Genomic DNA, 17345 nt, shown 5'->3' with positions numbered 1-17345 from the left:
CCGAAGAACATATGGCAATCGCCACCAAACGCCCACGCTTATCGGCTGTTAATTTTTAAAGACCTGACCCAGAAGCATCAGCCTCTCGGATCCCCTTCGCCGCGATCAGCGAAGCCTTGTATTGTAGCACAGCTTTTTGAACTGTTTGACAAAGTTTTCAGCGTCTCCGCTAGCCCCTTGTCAGCACCTCAAAAAAAACAAACCTTGCGAACCGCCCTCTTTCGAGTCTGGCAGCTTTGCAAGGCATCGTGCTGTCGATAGACGCTATTGTATAGGCGTTTTCCCGGGGCTCCAGGAAAACGTCAGTGTTTTTTGCAGGCGTGTGTCAGACGGCTTCGGCAACGGCCTTTTCCAGCGCTTCGACGAACATCTCGCCGACCGGGAACCCGGCCTGCTGTTCGATCTCTTGGAAGCAGGTGGGGCTGGTCACATTGATCTCGGTGATGCGGTGGCCAATGATGTCCAGACCGATCAGCAGCAAGCCACGTGGCGCCAGGGCCGCGCCGATGTGCTCGGCAATGGCCCGGTCTTCCGGCTCCAGTGCCTGTGCCACGCCCTTGCCGCCAGCGGCTAGGTTGCCGCGCACTTCATTGCCCTGCGGAATGCGCGCCAGGCAGAAAGGCACGGGCTGGCCGCCAATGATCAGCACGCGCTTGTCGCCCTTGGTGATTTCAGGCAGGTACTTCTGCACCATGACGCTCTGGGCGCCGTCGAGGTTCAGGGTTTCGATGATGCTGCCCAGGTTCATGCCATCGGCACCAACGCGGAAGATGCCCATGCCGCCCATGCCGTCCAGCGGCTTGAGGATGATGTCCTTGTGCTGGGCGTGGAAGTCGCGGATATCTTGGGCACTGCGGGTGACCAGGGTCACGGGCGCGTATTCGGCAAACTCCATCACCGCCAGCTTTTCGGGGTGGTCGCGCAAAGCCGCTGGCTTGTTGAAGACCTTGGCGCCTTCGCGCTCTGCCTGGCCCAGCAAATGGGTGGCATAGAAGTACTCGCTGTCGAAGGGCGGGTCCTTGCGCATGACGATGGCGTCGAACTCGGCAAGTTCGGCACGGCGGCAGGGCGCTTCGTCGAACCAATGCGATTCGTCGCCGGTCAGCACAATGTCGCGCACCTGGGCCGAGACCTTCTCGCCGCTGATCCAGCGGATATGCCGTGGCTCACAAACCGTGATGCGGTGGCCGCGCGCCTGGGCGCTGCGCATCATCGCGAAGGTACTGTCCTTGTAGATCTTGAAGGACTCAAGCGGATCGGCAACAAAGAGGATATGCATGGTGTGGGTCGGCGGCCTGGTGGCCGCCCTGTGTATTCAATGGCCTTGCATGCCCCCGAAGGGATATGCAAGCAGAAACGGACAGAACTAGGCGCGCTCAAGCTGAGCGGCGCTTGCCGTAATGTTGCACAAAAAGCGCAAGGCTGCCTGCGACCACACCCCAAAAGGCCGATCCCACTCCGGCTATTGTTACGCCGCTCACCGCCACCAGGAAGGTGATCAGCGCCGCTTCGCGGTACTGCTCGCCTTGCAAGGCCGTGTGCAGACCGCCCCCGATGGTGCCCAGCAGCGCAATGCCGGCGATCGCCACCACCAGCTCATGCGGGAATGCGGTCAGCAGGCCTGCAATGACGACACCGAACCAGCCAATCAGCACATAGATGACACCGCAGACCACAGCGGCGGCATAGCGCCTGGCCTTGTCGGGGTGGGATTCCGGCCCCATGCAGATCGCTGCCGTGATGGCAGCCAGGTTGATGCCAAAGGCGCCAAAGGGGGCCAGCAGCAAGGTGGCCAGGCCCGTCATCGTGATCAGCTTGGAGATGGGCAGGTCATAGCCCGAGCCACGGATGATGGCCACGCCAGGCAGGTTCTGCGAGGCCATGGTGACGACAAACAGCGGCAGCGCCAGGCTGATGGCGGCCTGCCAGCTGAAGCTGGGCATGGTGAACACCGGCATCGTCAGCCCCGGCTGCACGGCAGACCACTGGATCTTGTGCTGCAGCAGCGCCACCACAATGCCAACGGCCAAGGTGAGCATGACCGCATAGCGCGGCAGCAGGCGCCGGCCCAGCAGGTAGGTGACCAGCATGGCCACCACCAGCCAGGTATTGGTCTGCGCGGCGGCAAAGGCATCCAGGCCAAAACGGGTGAGCACGCCCGCGAGCAGTGCCGAGGCGATGGCAATCGGGATGCGGTTCATCAGGCGCTCGAACCAGCCCGTCATGCCCACCACCGCAATCAATACAGCACTGATGATGAAGGCGCCAATGGCATCGCCCATACCGAATGCGCCGGTGGCACCGGCCGTGGCCAGCACGGCCGCCCCGGGCGTGGACCAGGCCACCACTACGGGCTTGCGCAGCAAGATGCTGGGCACCCAGCAGCACAGGCCCACACCAATGCCCAGCGACCAGACCCAGGACGAGACCTGCGCGGGCGTGGCGCCAAAGCTTTGCGCCGCCTGGAACACAATCGCGATGGAGCTGGTCAGGCCCACCAGCACCGTGACAAAGCCTGCGATGAGCGCCGATGCGCTCATGTCCTTGAAAAACCGCATACACCCTTTCGCGCCGCCACGGTGTTCGCTGGCTTGGGGTGCGCGCAGCGGATCCAAAGCCCTGGCTGGTTAAATTTCGATTTTGGAGCCCAGCTCTACCACGCTGTTGCTCGGCAGCAGCAGGAACTCTGCCGCACCTGCTGCATTGTGGTGCATCTGGGCAAACAACTTCTGCCGCCAAGGTGCCATGCCGGCGCTGGCCTTGTCCGTGGGCACAAACACATCGCGCGAGAGGAAGTAGCTGGTCACCATCTGCCCGGTATCGCAGCCATGGCCGCGCAGCTGGTGCAGCGCATTGGGCACATCCACATCGTTCTTGAAGCCGTAGTTCAGCTGCACGCGCCAGCAGTCGCCACCCAGCGGCTCGATCACAGCGCGCTTTTCCAGGCCGATCCAGGGCACCTCGTGGTAGACGATGTTGACGAACATGTTCTGCTCATGCAGCACCTTGTTGTGCTTGAGGTTGTGCAGCAAGGCCGTGGGCACCACATGGGCGTCGGATGTCAGAAACACCGCCGTGCCCGGCACCCGCGTGGGCGGCGCCTGCAGCACCATCTGCAGAAAGGACTGCAGATCGATGCCATCGGCATGCAGCTTTTCGTAGACCAGCTCGCGCCCGCGCTTCCAGGTCATCATCACGACGAACAGGCACAGGCCAATGGCCAGCGGGAACCAGCCGCCATCGAGCAGCTTGAGCAGGTTGGAGGCAAAGAAGGTGATATCGATGCAGAAGAAGAACACCGTCGGCGCCAGCGCCATCCAGAGCGCATATTTCCAGCCGTAGCGCAGCACAAAGAAGGTGAGCACCGTGGTGATGGTCATGTCCAGGGTCACCGCGATCCCGTAGGCCGCCGCCATATTGCTGCTGGACTTGAACAGGATCACCGCCAGCACAATGGTCAGGAACAGCGCCCAGTTCACGAACGGGATATAGATCTGCCCGGTGTCGCGCACGCTGGTGTGCAGGATCTGGATACGTGGCAGATAACCCAGCTGGATGACCTGCTTGGTGACGCTGAAGGCGCCGGTGATCAGCGCCTGCGATGCAATCACCGTCGCCATCGTCGCGAGCAGCACCAGGGGCAGCAGCGCCCAGCCCGGCGCCAGCATGAAGAAGGGGTTCTTCACCGCTTCTGCATTCTCCAGCACCAGCGCGCCCTGGCCAAAGTAATTCAGCACCAGCGATGGCATTGCAATGCTGAACCAGGCCAGGCGAATGGGCTTGCGACCGAAATGGCCCATGTCGGCATACAAGGCCTCTGCCCCGGTCACGCAAAGCACCACGGCGCCCAGAATGATGAAGCTGATGCCCGGATGGCGCACGATGAAGCCCAGCGCATGGTGCGGGCTGAGCGCCCACAATACCTGCGGGTGGTCCACGATGTTCCAGACACCCAGGGCGGCAATGCACAGGAACCAGACCACCATGATGGGTCCGAAGAACTTGCCGATGCCTGCCGTGCCCCGCTTTTGCACCCAGAACAACAGCAGCAGAACCACCAGGGTGAGCGGAATCACCCAGGATTTGAAGCCGGGCGAGACCACCTCCAGACCTTCGACCGCCGAGAGCACGGAGATCGCTGGTGTGATCACACCGTCGCCATAGAACAGACAGGTGCCAAAGATGCCAACGAGCATCAGCACTGAACGGAGTTTGGGCTTGTCCTTGACCGCTTGCGAGGCCAGCGCGAGCATGGCGATCAGGCCACCCTCGCCATTGTTGTCCGCCCGCAGCACCAGGACCACGTATTTGAGCGAGACGATCAGGGTCAGGGTCCAGAACAGGATGGACAGGACCCCGTAAACATTGTCGTGGGTAAAAGGCACATGGCCGGAGCCGAACACCTCTTTGAGCGAGTACAGCACGCTGGTGCCGATGTCGCCATACACCACCCCGATGGCGCCAAGCGTCAGCCCGGGCAGTGCAGATTTATTGTTGTGTTGCACATCAAGCCTTTGTGCCATGCCGCATCAGGCATGCTTGTAGTGGATTGGTTTGCATTGTGCGCCTGTTGTTGCGCCCGCAGTGAGGCCGCGCATACGGACAAGTCCGGATGGCGGATCAGCAGCGGGCTGCAATGGAAGTTGGAACGAACGTCTGAACAGGCTCAGTCGTAGATTTCGGCGTCCGGATCGGTCGCCTCCAGCTCATAGCTGGCCGCCAGCATCGCCAGGCGCGCCACCACACCATACATATAGAAGCGGTTGGGTGCGCTGGCCCCGACCGAGTCACCGGGCGAGATACCGTGCTCGAACGACAGCGGGATGAAATGCGCGCCCGGCACATTGAGGTTGTCCTCGGCGCCCTTGTCGGAATGGGCACGGTAGTAGCCGCCAACCACATAGCGGTCAATCATGTAGACCACCGGCTCGGCCGCTTCCTTGTCCATGCGCTCGACGGTCTGCACACCCTCCTGGATGATCATGTCATGGACCTGCTGGCCGTCCTTGACCAGCGACATCTGGTTCTTGGTCTTGACCGACAGCTGACGCAGCTCCTTGGCGTCATGCACGCTCATCACGCCCATGCCATAGGTGCCGTTGTCGGCCTTGACGACGACAAAGGGCGTTTCCTTGATGCCGTATTCCTTGTACTTGCGGCGCACTTTGGTCAGCATCACGTCGACATCTTCACGCAACTCATCGAGCGCATGCTCGCTGCCATCGGTAAAGTCCACGCCCTTGCGGCTGCTGAACATGGGGTTGATCAGCCAGGGATCGATCCCCATCAGCTTGCCAAAGCGCTTGGCCACCTCTTCGTAGCTCTGAAAATGGCGGCTCTTGCGGCGCACGCTCCAGCCCGCATGCAGCGGCGGCAGCACAAACTGCTCGTAGACCTCTTCCAGAATGCCGGGCGCGCCGGTGGACAGGTCGTTGTTCAGCAAGATGGTGCAGGGGTCGAAATACTTCAGACCCACACGGCGGCCATGGCGCAGCGCTGGCTCAATCACCAGCTCCTTGTTGCCGACCTTGAGCTTGATGGTCTCCTTGACCTCCGGGTCGATCGAGCCGATGCGCACGTTCAGGCCCGCCATCGAGAAAATGTGCTGCAGCTGCACCAGGTTGGCCAGGTACTGGGGGTTGCGCGTCTGGTTCTCGGGAATGATCAGCAGGTTGCGCGCCTCGGGGCAGATCTTTTCAATCGCAGCCATCGCCGATTGCACGGCCAGCGGCACCATCTCTGGCGTCAGGTTGTTCCAACCGCCGGGGAACAGATTGGTATCAACCGGTGCGAGCTTGAAGCCGGCATTGCGGATATCCACCGACGAATAGAGCGGAGGCGTGTGCTCCATCCACTCCAGACGGAACCAGCGCTCGATCGCGGGCATGGCATCGAGCATGCGCTGTTCCAATTCGTTGATGGGCCCCGTTAGGGCTGTTATGAGATTCGGGACCATAAATGAATACTGTTTGAGGGCTCAAAAAAAACGAGCAAAAAACAATTGAGTACCAATTGTAGAGAGTTGAGGGCCAAAGTCACCAGAACTTTGCAGCCGCTCCACCTAGCAAGCACTCACCTTCGCCAGAAAGCCGGCGTCAACAGGGCCAGAAAGCTGAGGATCTCCAGCCGGCCCATCAGCATGCCCAAGGTGGTCACGCTCAGCTGGAAGCTGGTCAACCCGGCAAAATTGTTGCTGGGGCCCAGATCGCCCCAGCCTACACCGGCACAGTTCACGCTGGCAAGCACGGCGCCCAGCGCGTTCTGCAGATCCATGTCGGTGAACAGCAAGGCCATGGTCAGCACCGCAATGGTGGCGCAGTACACCAGCATGAAGGCCAGCACCGAGAAAATCACCCGCTCATCCACCGCCAGGCCGCCCACCGTCACCGGCTGCACTGCATTGGGGTGCACCAGGCGCCGCATTTCACGCCGGGTTTGCTTGAGCAGCAGCAGCATGCGGATCATCTTGATACCGCCGCCGGTCGAACCCGCACTGGTGGCCACCCCCGACAGCAGCAGCATGAAGACCGGCGCAAAAGGCGGCCACAGCCCGAAATCGACGGCTGCATAGCCGGTGGTGGTCGCAACCGATACGGTGTGGAAAACGCCCATGCGCAGCGATTCCAGCGGGCCATAGACCCCCTTGAACCACAGCAGTGCCGCCACCAGCAAGCCGCCACCCAGCAAGGTGCCGATAGTGGCGCGGAACTCAGGCTGCCGGTACAGCACCCAGACATTGCGCTTGCGGATGGCCACAAAATACAGCGCGAAGTTGCAGCTGGCCAGCAGCATGAAGACGGTGCAAATGCCCTCGATCAGCGGTGAATTGAAATAGGCAAAGCTGGCGTCATGGGGGGTGAGGCCGCCCAGACTCACCGTGGTGAACATGACCATCACCGCGTCCAGCGGCGTCATGCCGGCCAGCCAGTAGGCCAGCGCGCAGAGCACGGAAAACAGGCCGTACACACCCCACAGCCCCTTGGCGGTTTCGGCCATGCGCGGCGTGAGCTTGGTGTCTTTCACCGGGCCGGCGGCCTCGGCGCGGAAGAGCTGGCTGCCGCCCATGCCGATCATCGGCAGAATGGCCACGGCCAGAATCAGGATGCCCATGCCGCCCATCCACTGCAGAAAAGTGCGCCAGATGTTGAGCGACACCGGCAAGGTATCCACATGGTTGAGCACGGTGGAGCCGGTGGTTGTGAGGCCCGAGACCGCTTCAAAATAGGCATGCTGCCAGCTCAGCGCCCGGTCGATGCGCTCAAAGCCCAGGTAGAGCGGCAGCGCCGCAAACAACGGGAACACCATCCACACAAAGGCAACCAGCATGATGCCGTGGCGCGCCTGCAGCTCACGCTGCTCATGCCGAGCCATCCACCACAGCACCGTGCCGCAGGCCCAGGTGATGCCCATGGTCAGCGGGTAGACGCCAAATACGCCATCGTCCGCCCACAGCGAGGAGATCGCGGGCACGGCCATCGTGCCGCCAAACATCAGCAGCAAAATGCCCAATACGCGCAGCACGGGTCGAAGATCAGTCATCGGCCGGGCCTAGAAAAAGGTCACCCCGACACGGAACAGGGCCTCGACCTCATGCACCAGGCGCTTGTTCGGCAAGAAGAGAATGACATGGTCATTGCTCTGGATGATGGTGCCGCTGGTGGGCACGATCACCTCCACCTTCTCGTCATCGCGCTCGTCTTCATCACGCTCGGCCGCCTCGCTGCCATTGGTGTTGCGCGCATCGGGCTCGGGCAGGCCGCGCACAATCATGCCGATGTGCACATCGCGCGGCAGGCGCAGGCTGCCCACCCGCCGGCCCACGGCCCGCGAGGTCTTGGCATCGCCACGCGCCACAATCTCGATCGCCTCGGCCACGCCACGGCGCAGGCTGTGCACGGCCTGCACATCGCCCTGGCGCACATAGGCCAGCAGCTCGCCCAGGGTGGCCTGGGCGGGCGACAGCGCAATATCAATCTGCGTGCCATGCATCAGGTCGGCATAGGTGCGGCGGTTGATCAGCGCCAGCACCCGGGTCGCGCCCAGCTTCTTGGCCAGCAGGCAGGACATGATGTTGTCTTCGTCATCATCGGTGATGGCCACGAACAGGTCCACATCCTCGACGTTCTCGTTCTCCATCAAGGTCTCGTCGGTCGCATCGCCCTTGAGCACCAGCACATCGGACGGCAGGCGCGAAGCCAGGTAGACGCAGCGGTCCTCGCTTTTCTCGATGATCTTGACCTGGAAGCGCCGGGACTCCTTGGTCAGCGCGCGCGCCAGGCGCATGCCCACACGCCCGCCGCCGGCCACCATCACGCGGCGCACCACCTCGGCCTGTTCACCCACCTGGCGGTTGAAGGCTGCCAGCACATCGCCCAGCTGCTCCTTGTCCGACAGCACAAACACCTCGTCGCCCGGCTCGATGCGGGTGCTGCCCTCGGTCGGCACCAGGCGGTCGGCCTCGTGGTGAAAGCGGCGGTACACGCCGACCACACGCACCGTGCCATGGGGCAGGTTCTGGCGCACATCGGCCACGCTCAAGCCCACCACCGGCGCGCCGCCGCGCGCGCGCACTGACGCCAACGCCACATGGCCCTGGGCAAACTCGCGCACCTGCAGCGCCTCGGGGTAGGTCACCAGCTTGCCGATGTAGCCCATCAATGCTTCTTCGGGGCAGAAGGCATGCGTCACCCCAAAGCCGGTGTCGGACAGCAGCTCGGCATGGCTTTTGAGGGCCACCGAGCGCACGCGCACAATGCGGGTGGGGATGTTGAACAGCACCTGCGCGATCTTGCAGGCGGTCAGATTGGTTTCGTCCTGGGAGGTGCAGGCGATCAGCATGTCCGTGTCCGCCGCACCGGCCTCGGCCAGCACTTCAGGGCTGATGCCATTGCCCACAACGCCGCGCAGATCGAAGCGGGCTTCGAGATCGCGCAGGCGCACACCATCCGTGTCGACCACGGTGATGTCGTTTTTTTCGCTCAGCAAGCTTTCGGCGACACTCTCGCCGACGCGGCCTGCGCCGAGGATCAGAATTTTCATATCATGAGGCGCCAGCCGCTAGGGAGCGGCTTGGCATGGCCGCATCATAACGTGGGCGGGAGGCGGCCGGTCTGCAAAGATCGGCGCCCGGCCAGCCGCAGTGGCCGGCCGCTACCGGGCTCAGCCGCGCACTTCGCCTTCGCCCAGAACGATGTATTTCAACGAAGTCAGGCCCTCGATGCCCACAGGGCCCCGGGCATGGAACTTGTCGGTGCTGATGCCGATTTCCGCGCCCAGCCCGTATTCAAAGCCATCGGCAAAGCGCGTGCTGGCATTGACCATGACGCTGGCCGAATCCACCTCGCGCAAAAACCGCTGCGCATGCATGTGGTCGCGCGTGATGATGGCATCGGTATGGTGGCTGGAGTAATGGTTGATATGGGCAATCGCCTCTTCCACACCGGCCACCACCTTGATGCTGATGACGGCAGCCAGGTACTCTTCGGACCAGTCCTGCTCCGTCGCCGCCTGCAGGCGCGCGCCGGGCACGGCCTGCAGCAAGGCCAGGGCCTCGGCATCGGCCCGCATCTCCACACCCTTGGCTGCAAACACGGCGCCAATGCGGGGCAGAAAATCTGCCGCCACCGCGCGTGCCACCAGCAGGCTCTCCGTCGCATTGCAGGGGCTGTACTTCTGGGTCTTGGCGTTTTCGGTCACCTTGACGGCCATGTCTAGGTCGCATGGCGCATCTATATAGGTATGGCAGTTGCCGTCCAGGTGCTTGATCACCGGCACCTTGGCATCGCGGCTGATGCGCTCGATCAGGCCCTTACCACCGCGTGGAATGATCACATCGACATATTCGGGCATCGCAATCAGCTGGCCTACGGCCTCGCGGTCGGTGGTCTGCACCAGCTGCACACCGGTGGCGGGCAAACCGGCCTCCAGCAGCGCCTGCTCCACCAAACGCGCCAGCGCCTTGTTGGAATCGATGGCCTCGGAGCCGCCGCGCAAGATGCAGGCATTGCCGCTCTTGATCGACAGGCTGGCCGCCTCGATGGTCACATTGGGACGGCTTTCATAGATCATGCCGAAAACACCCAAAGGCACGCGCATCTGGCCCACGCGGATGCCGCTGGGCATCTGCTTCATGCCACTCACCTCGCCCACCACATCGGCCATGGCCGCCAGCTGCTCGCAGCCTTGGGCGCAGGTCTCCAGCACCTTGGGCGTCAGGCGCAGGCGATCGACCATCGGTTCCGACAGGCCATTGGCCTGCGCACGCGCCAGATCCTTGGCGTTGTCGGCCTGCAAGGCCTCGGTCTGGCTGCGCAGCAAACGCGCCAGTGCCAGCAAGGCCTTGTTTTTGATGGCAGAAGGTGCTTTGGCCATCTGGGCAGAGGCTTGCTTGGCCTGCAGCCCCAGGGCCTGCATGGTTTCCGAAATGTTCAGGGCATTCATGGGGGCTATTGTCGGGCATTTGCGCCTGGGCAAAGGAGCAGCCACCAATGGCCCCAGGCAAATCCCAGGCACTAGGGGACCCTCTGCAAAACCCGCTGCCGTGGTCTGAACGCGGTCTCGGGCGATCCGCTGCGTTGTCTTCCTGGTTCGCGTCCATCCCGCTTGGCGAGGGTTTTGCAGAGCATCCCTAGCGGCGCAAAGAGCTCTACACTGCTGCCATATCGAGCCACCAGGAGACCACGATGCAAACCGCTGCGCTGCGCCAGTTGGGCGCCTTACAAGATGGGCTGGACCATTTCGAAGCCGGCCACATGGATGCAGCGGCCCTGAGCCAGCAGGCACGCAGCTACACCGATTTGCTCGGCGCGCTGCCGCCTCAGTTCCAGGAGGTATTGCTGCAGCTGCTGGACCGTCTGGAATCCAGCGCGCTGTTTGATGAGGAGAGCTGCTCGTTCAGCCGCAAAGACCTGGTGGACAGCCTGCGCCTGTGGCTAAAAAAGGCAGATGCCAGGCTGAGCGCCACTGCCTGAGCGGGCAGCGGCGCAGTCATCCACCAGCCACCAGGTCTTCGACCATCAGGCCGTCAGACGGTCCAGCGCTTCGCGGTACTTGGCCGCTGTCTTGTCAATCACTTCTTGCGGCAGGCGCGGTGCCGGTGCCGTCTTGTCCCAAGGCTTGCCGTTGACCTTGGCCTGCTCCAGCCAGTCACGCACAAACTGCTTGTCATAGCTGGGCGGGTTGGCACCGGTTGCCAGCGCGTCGGCATAACCTTCCACCGGCCAGTAGCGCGAGCTGTCAGGCGTCAGCACCTCATCCATCAGCACCAGCTTGCCGTCTTCGTCCAGGCCGAACTCAAACTTGGTGTCGGCAATGATCATGCCCTTGGTCAGTGCAATCTCGGCGGCCTTCTTGTAGATGGCGATGCTGATATCGCGGATCTGGGCGGCCAGCTCGGGGCCCACCATCTCAACGGTGCGCTCAAAAGTGATGTTTTCATCGTGCTCGCCGGCTTCGGCCTTGGCTGCAGGCGTGTAGATGGGCTCGGCCAGCTTGGCGGAGTTGATCAGGCCAGCGGGCAGAGGCACGCCGCAGACGGCTTGCGATTCCTGGTATTCCTTCCAGCCGCTGCCAGCCAGGTAGCCACGCACCACGGCCTCGATCGGCACAGGCTTGAGGCGCTTGACCAGCATGGAGCGCAGTTGCACCTGGGGAACTTCATCAGGCTGCACGGCTGACTCCGGTGCTTCACCGGTCAGATGGTTGGGGCAGATATCACCCAGCTTGTCGAACCAGTACAGGGCCATCTGCGTCAGCAAGGCACCCTTGCCGGGGATGGGCTCGCCCATGATGACATCAAAGGCCGACAGACGGTCCGAGGCCACCATCAGGATGCGGTCAGTGCCGACGGCGTAGTTGTCGCGCACCTTGCCGCGGGCCAGCAGGGGCAAGGAATGGAGCTTGGAGGTGTGCAATGCAGAAGGTACGGACTGGGTCATGGTGATGCAGAACTATGGACAGGCACCCTGCGTAAAGACAGTAGGCACGGACAGCCGCGCAACCTCGGCAAGGCAAGCGCTCGATTGTAGTCGTCCACCCCCAAGGGCCCGCCTGCGCGCCCGGGATGCCTTGGATTGCAGTGCAGTATTGGCCGCTGAACCTCCCCGAACACGTAGGCCCTTACGTGCGGACGCAGAGAATCACCACTGCTTGCCAGCCGTTGCAATTGGGCCGAAAGCGCCCGAGCACGGCGCCTCCCCCCTCCGTTTTTTGCAGCACAGCAGGGGCCATTTGTAACCAAGACCGCCCCCATCCAGACCCATAAAAGCCCAGAAACCTAGTACACCGGGTTGTCATAGACTTGCAATTTTGCAGGTCCGGGCGCATCATGGTTTACACGCATGCATGTGTTTCCCCCTCGGGGTGGCCTGGGTTCCAACAGACCCGGTCACTTTTCTTGGTTTGCAGAAGGAGACTTGTTCATGAACCTGACGATCAGCGGTCACCACTTGTCGGTGACTCCGGCGCTGCGCGAATATGTAACATCCAAGCTGATGCGCATAACGCGACACTTTGACCAGGTGGTGGATGCCAAAGTTTTACTTTCGGTGGAAAAGCAGAAGGAAAAGGAGAAACGGCAGCGTGTGGTGTGCAACCTGCGGGTGAAGGGTGACGAACTCTGTGTTCAGTGCTCTCACCACGATTTGTACGCCGCGGTAGATGCTTTGGTGGACAGGCTGGACCGTATGGTTGCCCGTCACAAGCAACGTGTTCAATCTCACTACAGCGATGCGTTGCGGCAAGCAATGGCGTAAACCCTTTGCTTTTTGCAGAGGAAAAAGATTCTATTTGCGTACTGACCGATAATACGTGCAGCAACACCTGCATTCAGGTGTTGCTGCGTTCGTTTGATCATGCTCTCAGTAGCTAGCCACATTGCCGCACTTCACTATGAACTGTCTTGCCTCTATCTTGCCTCCAGCTCAAGTGCTAGTGAGTGTGGATGTTTCCAGTAAAAAACGAGCATTTGAAGAAGCCGGCCTGCTGTTCGAGAGTCTGCACGGCCTCTCGCGCGCCCTGGTGACGGACAGCCTTTTTGCACGTGAGCGGCTGGGCTCTACCGGTCTGGGGCATGGCGTGGCCATTCCGCATGGGCGCATCAAGGGCCTCAAGTCTCCTATGGCTGCGGTGTTCCAGCTCGAGCGCGCCATTGGCTTTGACGCACCCGATGAGCAACCGGTCAACCTGCTGATCTTTCTGCTGGTGCCCGAAGCCGCTACCCAGCAGCACCTGGAAATCCTCGGTGAGATTGCCGAGTTGCTGTCCAATGCCAGCCTGCGCGAGCAGATGAAGGCCAGCACCAATGCCGAGCAGCTGCACCAGATGATCGACACCTGGCAATCGTCGGCCAACAGTACCTCCACCGCCCACGCCTGAACGCCGCGCGCCTGCGCTGGCACCCGCTTCTACACTGAACCCTGTTTTTCCTGCTAGTCTTCCACACTGGCGGGCGGCTTTGCTGCGCGCGCTCTGGCTTTGAAAGGACTGCACCGTGAAACCCAATGTCGTAAGCGCAGATGTGTTGTTCGAGGAGTTCCGTGCCTCGCTGCGCTGGGAATGGCTGGCGGGCCTGGGCGCTTCCGAGCGGCGCTTTGACGAAGTGGCGGTGCGCAGCGCCCGCTCCAGCGCCGACCTGGTGGGCTACCTCAACTACATCCACCCCTACCGCGCGCAGGTGCTGGGCGAGCGCGAAATCGCCTACCTCACCAACTCCACCACCGAAGACTGCCGCCGCCGCATTGCGCGCATCGTGACCCTGGAGCCGCCGGTGCTGGTGCTGGCCGATGGCCAGGGCGCGCCCGATGAGCTGCTGTCCATGTGTGAGCGTGCGCATATTCCGATGTTCTCCACCAAGGAGTCGGCCGCCTTTGTCATCGATGTGCTGCGCGCCTTCCTGTCCAAGCATTTCGCCGACCGCACCACCATGCATGGTGTTTTCATGGACATCCTGGGCATGGGTGTGCTGATCACCGGTGAATCCGGCCTGGGCAAGAGCGAGCTGGGCCTGGAATTGATCACCCGTGGCAATGGCCTGGTGGCCGACGATGCGGTGGACCTGTACCGCATCAACCAGACCACGATCGAAGGCAAGTGCCCCGACCTGCTGCAAAACCTGCTGGAAGTGCGCGGCATCGGCCTGCTCGACATCCGCGCCATCTTTGGCGAGACGGCCGTGCGCCGCAAGATGCGGCTCAAGCTGATCGTGCACCTGGTGCGCAAGGAAACCATGGAGCGCGACTACGACCGCCTGCCCGCCGCACCACTGACCCAGGATGTGCTGGGCATTCCAGTGATGAAGGTGGTGATCCAGGTGGTGGCCGGCCGCAATATCGCGGTGCTGGTGGAAGCTGCGGTGCGCAACACCATCTTGCAACTGCGCGGCATCGACACCTACCAGGAGTTTGTGGACCGGCACCGCAAGGCCATGGCCAGCGGGCGCGAGTTTTAAAACGCCCCAGATACACTCGCAGCGTCAGACCAGCCGCAGGTCCTTGACCGTGCCCTGCGGAAACACCTGCTGCAGCTGCGCTGGCGACAGGCCATACATGCGCGCAAACAGGCCGCCCAGCACACTGCGGTACTCGTTGAGCACCGGGTAGTCGCGGTTCTGGAACAGCTTGGCCTCGCTGACGTCCATCTGCTCGCCCACAATCCGGCCACCGGCCTGCGCCGACAGGCCACCGCCCAAGATCCAGTACGCCGTGCCATGGCCATGGTCGGTGCCCTTGTTGCCGTTTTCACGGAAGGTGCGGCCGAACTCGCTGATCACCGCCACGACGGTGTGGCGCCAGGGCTCGGGCCCCATCTCCTGCGCAAAGGCGGCCAGGCCGCGGCCCAGGTCGTCCAGCCGGTTGGCCAGGTTGCCGCTGGCGTTGCCCTGGTTCACATGCGTGTCCCAGCCGCCCACATCGACAAAACCCAGGTCAAACTGGTCGCGCATCAACGTGGCCATGCGCTGCGCCACCAGGCTGAAGCCCTTGGCGCTGATGGCATCGCGCCCGGCCTTGTCCATCTCTTCCTGCATGCCGCGCAGCACGGCCTCACGCACCGCAAAACCCTCGTTCACGGCAGGCGCCAGCGCGGTGCCGGCATACATGGCGGCAATGGCGCGGCTGCGGTTGGCATCCACACCGCCCTTGCCCACATTGGCCAGCGCCGTGTTGGCAATGCGGGCCGGCCCGCGCATGCACAGCGGCAGCTGCGCGGTAAACGCCATCGGTGCCAGATCGCTGCGGCCCTGCAAGGTTTGGGCCAGGCGGTTCATGAAGCCGCTGCGAGAACTCTGGTGCGCATCCAGTGGCTGGCCCAGCTCGATCGAATCCTGGGTTTCAAAATGGCTGCGCGAGAGGTCATCGCTGCCGGCAAAGGGCACAAAGCAGGCCTGCCTGCTTTGCCACAGCGGCAGCACGCTGCCCTCCATCGCCGGGTGCAGGCCCCAGCGCGCATCCAGCGGCAGCGCCCCATTGGCCTCGCCCGGACGCGGGATGGCGATCGTAGGGCGTGCCTCGTAGTAGAAATCGCTGTGCGTGGGCACCAGCAGGCTGTTGCTGTCATAGGCGCCGCGCAGGAACACCAGCAAAAAGCGCGGTGTATCGCTGCGGGGCGCGGCGGCGCGGGCGCGCGCCAGGCTGAAGGCCAGCGGCAGGCTGGCGGCGGCAGAGAGAAAGTGGCGTCTTTGCATGGTGGACCTCGGTCAGCGAACCATCATTTCGGGGGCGGAGAGAAAGTAGGTGTTCCAGTCGGGCACATTGCGCGCCTTGGCCAGCGCTTCGCGGGATGCCGCGCTCCACTGGGCCACGCGGGCCTGGGCCGTGGCACGCTGCACCAGGTCAGGGTACGGCGGCTGCTCCAGCGCGGCCTGCGGTTCGGCGCGGAACAGCACGGCACTGCGGGTCGCGATCTGGCGCGCCACATCAAAGCGCGCCGCCATCTGGCCCGAGCTGGCCCAGTCCGACTGCGAGGCGGGGTAGCCATCAGGCGTTTCATGGCCGTAGATGGGCTGGCCCAGGCGGTTGATCCAGCCGATCACCGGCCGCACATCGCTGGCGACGCGCTCGTCATAGCCCAGGCGCACGGCGCCCAGCACATAGTGCATGGGATCCTTGAAGCGCTGGCCTTGCTGGGCCAGCGCCTCGGGCGCCGTCAGCAGGCTGCGCAAGGTAGCGGCAATATCGCCATGGCTGCGCGAGAAAGCCGCTGCCGTGCGCTGCACCAGGGCGGGTGGCGGGTTGTCGCTGATAAAGAACACCGCCAGCTTGCGCGCAATGAACTGCGCCGTCGCGGGCGAGGCCACGATGCGGTCGAGCGCCTCGTCCACCGCCGCCATGCCCTTGGCCCGCAGTGGCTGCCCCAGCAAGACCTGGGGCGCATAGTCGTGCCGCTTGGGGTTGAACTCGAAAAAGCCTTCGCGCCGGTAATCGGCCTGCAGCGCAGGTGGCAGGCGGGGCGGCGGCGCATCGGCATCACGGGTGCTGAAGCCCACGCCCGTCAGCACATGGGCCATGGCCTGCACATCGGCCTGGGTGTAGCCGCTGCCCACACCCATGGTATGCAGCTCCAGCAGCTCACGGGCGTAGTTCTCGTTGATGTGGCCCTGGGCGTTGCTGGCGTTGTCCAGGTACAGCAGCATGGCCGGGTGGCGCATGCTGGCCTCCAGCAGGCTGCGGAAGTTGCCCAGGGCATGCGGGCGAATCGCCCGCTCCTCATAATCGCCAATCCAGAGCCGGGTTTCAGCCTTGCGCGTGCTGACATTGAAGTGGTTCATCCAGAACCAGGTCATCTGCTCCTGCAACTGGGCGGGTGAGTACAGCGCACGCAGCACCTGGCGCTGCTGGGCCTGGGCGGCGAGCTGGTTCAGGTGGCTCTGCACCTCCAGACGCAGGCGCGCGCCCTCGCCTTCTCCCTGGCCTTGCTCGGTCGCCGTGCGGGCGGCCTGGCGCTGCGCAGCAATGTCGCGCTGCAGCTCCAGCATGCTGCGCTGGCTGATTTCCAAGGCCGCAATCTGCTGCTGGACCTGCTCCGGCAAACGCGGCGGCTGCTGGGGGGCGAGCTGCTGGTCCAGCCAGCGCTGCAGGCCCAGGCGCTGCAGCTGCCGGTCGGCGCTGTCGCTGGCGCCCCAGCTGACACGGTCCAGCCACTGCTGGCGCTGGGCGGCGCTCAACGGCGTATCGGGCAGCGTCGCCGGTGTGCTGGCCGCATCCGGTGGTACGTGGGAAGCGCAAGCGCTGAGCCACAAGGTGCCTGCCAAGGCGGCGGCGCTGAGGGTGAGCAGTCGGTAGGAGCGCATGGGATCTGGAAACCTGGTGCAGAGGGCTCCATGCTGCGCCTGCACCGTCGCGCTGCTGTAA

The 17345-nt window shown here is 63.1% G+C and carries 14 protein-coding genes; 4 read left to right on the top strand and 10 right to left on the bottom strand.

The genetic code is table 11. The features are described 5' to 3' along the window. Positions 1 to 325 precede the first annotated feature (325 nt). The 7 genes from gshB to LPW39_RS23225 all read right to left on the bottom strand — a co-directional run bounded on the left by gshB (position 326) and on the right by LPW39_RS23225 (position 10449). Positions 326 to 1279, bottom strand: a complete 954-nt coding sequence (gshB, locus tag LPW39_RS23255) for a glutathione synthase (protein ID WP_230781141.1) — start codon at positions 1277 to 1279, stop codon at positions 326 to 328. Positions 1280 to 1376: 97 nt separating this feature from the next. Continuing rightward, on the bottom strand, positions 1377 to 2558 hold the full coding sequence (locus LPW39_RS23250; RefSeq protein ID WP_230781139.1) for a benzoate/H(+) symporter BenE family transporter: 1182 nt from the start codon (positions 2556 to 2558) through the stop codon (positions 1377 to 1379). Between the two features lie 69 nt (positions 2559 to 2627). Beyond that, entirely contained in the window at positions 2628 to 4505 is a 1878-nt protein-coding gene (locus LPW39_RS23245; RefSeq protein WP_407928908.1) for a potassium transporter Kup, read from the bottom strand. Positions 4506 to 4666: 161 nt separating this feature from the next. Then, entirely contained in the window at positions 4667 to 5956 is a 1290-nt protein-coding gene (gshA, locus tag LPW39_RS23240) for a glutamate--cysteine ligase (RefSeq protein WP_021026705.1), read from the bottom strand. A gap of 116 nt (positions 5957 to 6072) precedes the next feature. After that, positions 6073 to 7539 carry a TrkH family potassium uptake protein gene (locus LPW39_RS23235; protein ID WP_116927813.1) on the bottom strand — a complete coding sequence of 489 codons (1467 nt, stop codon included), beginning with the start codon at positions 7537 to 7539 and terminating at the stop codon, positions 6073 to 6075. 9 nt (positions 7540 to 7548) lie between these two features. Continuing rightward, the gene (gene trkA / locus LPW39_RS23230) at positions 7549 to 9039 is read right to left on the bottom strand and encodes a Trk system potassium transporter TrkA (RefSeq protein ID WP_230781128.1); all 1491 of its coding nucleotides are present in this window, start codon (positions 9037 to 9039) and stop codon (positions 7549 to 7551) included. A 120-nt stretch (positions 9040 to 9159) separates the two neighbouring features. Then, on the bottom strand, positions 9160 to 10449 hold the full coding sequence (locus LPW39_RS23225; RefSeq protein WP_330166632.1) for a glutamate-5-semialdehyde dehydrogenase: 1290 nt from the start codon (positions 10447 to 10449) through the stop codon (positions 9160 to 9162). Positions 10450 to 10682: 233 nt separating this feature from the next. Here LPW39_RS23225 and LPW39_RS23220 point away from each other — a divergent pair, with 233 nt between their 5' ends. Continuing rightward, positions 10683 to 10970, top strand: a complete 288-nt coding sequence (locus LPW39_RS23220) for a hypothetical protein (RefSeq protein WP_230781124.1) — start codon at positions 10683 to 10685, stop codon at positions 10968 to 10970. Between the two features lie 45 nt (positions 10971 to 11015). Here LPW39_RS23220 and LPW39_RS23215 read toward each other — a convergent pair whose 3' ends face one another. Beyond that, positions 11016 to 11936, bottom strand: coding sequence for a phosphoribosylaminoimidazolesuccinocarboxamide synthase (locus LPW39_RS23215; RefSeq protein ID WP_230781122.1), 921 nt, complete (start codon positions 11934 to 11936; stop codon positions 11016 to 11018). 483 nt (positions 11937 to 12419) lie between these two features. Here LPW39_RS23215 and hpf point away from each other — a divergent pair, with 483 nt between their 5' ends. The 3 genes from hpf (at position 12420) to hprK (ending at position 14446) form a co-directional block, all read left to right on the top strand. Further along, positions 12420 to 12752 (top strand): ribosome hibernation-promoting factor, HPF/YfiA family, encoded by a 333-nt coding sequence (hpf, locus tag LPW39_RS23210; RefSeq protein WP_230781120.1) that lies wholly within the window; start codon positions 12420 to 12422, stop codon positions 12750 to 12752. A 136-nt stretch (positions 12753 to 12888) separates the two neighbouring features. Further along, a complete protein-coding gene (locus LPW39_RS23205) occupies positions 12889 to 13374 on the top strand; it encodes a PTS sugar transporter subunit IIA (RefSeq protein ID WP_230781115.1) in 486 nt (161 codons plus the stop codon). Positions 13375 to 13489: 115 nt separating this feature from the next. Then, on the top strand, positions 13490 to 14446 hold the full coding sequence (gene hprK / locus LPW39_RS23200) for an HPr(Ser) kinase/phosphatase (protein WP_021026712.1): 957 nt from the start codon (positions 13490 to 13492) through the stop codon (positions 14444 to 14446). Between the two features lie 24 nt (positions 14447 to 14470). On the opposite strand, the gene LPW39_RS23195 is transcribed toward hprK, so the two are convergent. Together LPW39_RS23195 and LPW39_RS23190 are read right to left on the bottom strand one after the other, a co-directional pair. Next, positions 14471 to 15679: a DUF1501 domain-containing protein gene (locus tag LPW39_RS23195; RefSeq protein WP_230781114.1), complete on the bottom strand. Its 1209-nt coding sequence runs from the start codon at positions 15677 to 15679 to the stop codon at positions 14471 to 14473. 12 nt (positions 15680 to 15691) lie between these two features. Then, positions 15692 to 17284, bottom strand: a complete 1593-nt coding sequence (locus LPW39_RS23190; RefSeq protein ID WP_230781112.1) for a DUF1800 domain-containing protein — start codon at positions 17282 to 17284, stop codon at positions 15692 to 15694. Positions 17285 to 17345 lie beyond the last annotated feature (61 nt).

The organism is Comamonas koreensis (assembly GCF_021026195.1).
Classification (GTDB): domain Bacteria; phylum Pseudomonadota; class Gammaproteobacteria; order Burkholderiales; family Burkholderiaceae_C; genus Comamonas; species Comamonas koreensis.
Note: the sequence above shows the minus strand (reverse complement) of the source record. Positions and strands in the feature narration are given on the sequence as shown.

What these genes read in the sequence shown, in the direction of transcription:
- gshB (WP_230781141.1), bottom strand. Translation starts at nt 1,279, where the DNA reads ATGCATATCCTCTTTGTTGCCGATCCGCTTGAGTCCTTCAAGATCTAC.
- LPW39_RS23250 (WP_230781139.1), bottom strand. Translation starts at nt 2,558, where the DNA reads ATGCGGTTTTTCAAGGACATGAGCGCATCGGCGCTCATCGCAGGCTTT.
- gshA (WP_021026705.1), bottom strand. Translation starts at nt 5,956, where the DNA reads ATGGTCCCGAATCTCATAACAGCCCTAACGGGGCCCATCAACGAATTG.
- LPW39_RS23235 (WP_116927813.1), bottom strand. Translation starts at nt 7,539, where the DNA reads ATGACTGATCTTCGACCCGTGCTGCGCGTATTGGGCATTTTGCTGCTG.
- trkA (WP_230781128.1), bottom strand. Translation starts at nt 9,039, where the DNA reads ATGAAAATTCTGATCCTCGGCGCAGGCCGCGTCGGCGAGAGTGTCGCC.
- LPW39_RS23220 (WP_230781124.1), top strand. Translation starts at nt 10,683, where the DNA reads ATGCAAACCGCTGCGCTGCGCCAGTTGGGCGCCTTACAAGATGGGCTG.
- LPW39_RS23215 (WP_230781122.1), bottom strand. Translation starts at nt 11,936, where the DNA reads ATGACCCAGTCCGTACCTTCTGCATTGCACACCTCCAAGCTCCATTCC.
- hpf (WP_230781120.1), top strand. Translation starts at nt 12,420, where the DNA reads ATGAACCTGACGATCAGCGGTCACCACTTGTCGGTGACTCCGGCGCTG.
- LPW39_RS23205 (WP_230781115.1), top strand. Translation starts at nt 12,889, where the DNA reads ATGAACTGTCTTGCCTCTATCTTGCCTCCAGCTCAAGTGCTAGTGAGT.
- LPW39_RS23195 (WP_230781114.1), bottom strand. Translation starts at nt 15,679, where the DNA reads ATGCAAAGACGCCACTTTCTCTCTGCCGCCGCCAGCCTGCCGCTGGCC.
- LPW39_RS23190 (WP_230781112.1), bottom strand. Translation starts at nt 17,284, where the DNA reads ATGCGCTCCTACCGACTGCTCACCCTCAGCGCCGCCGCCTTGGCAGGC.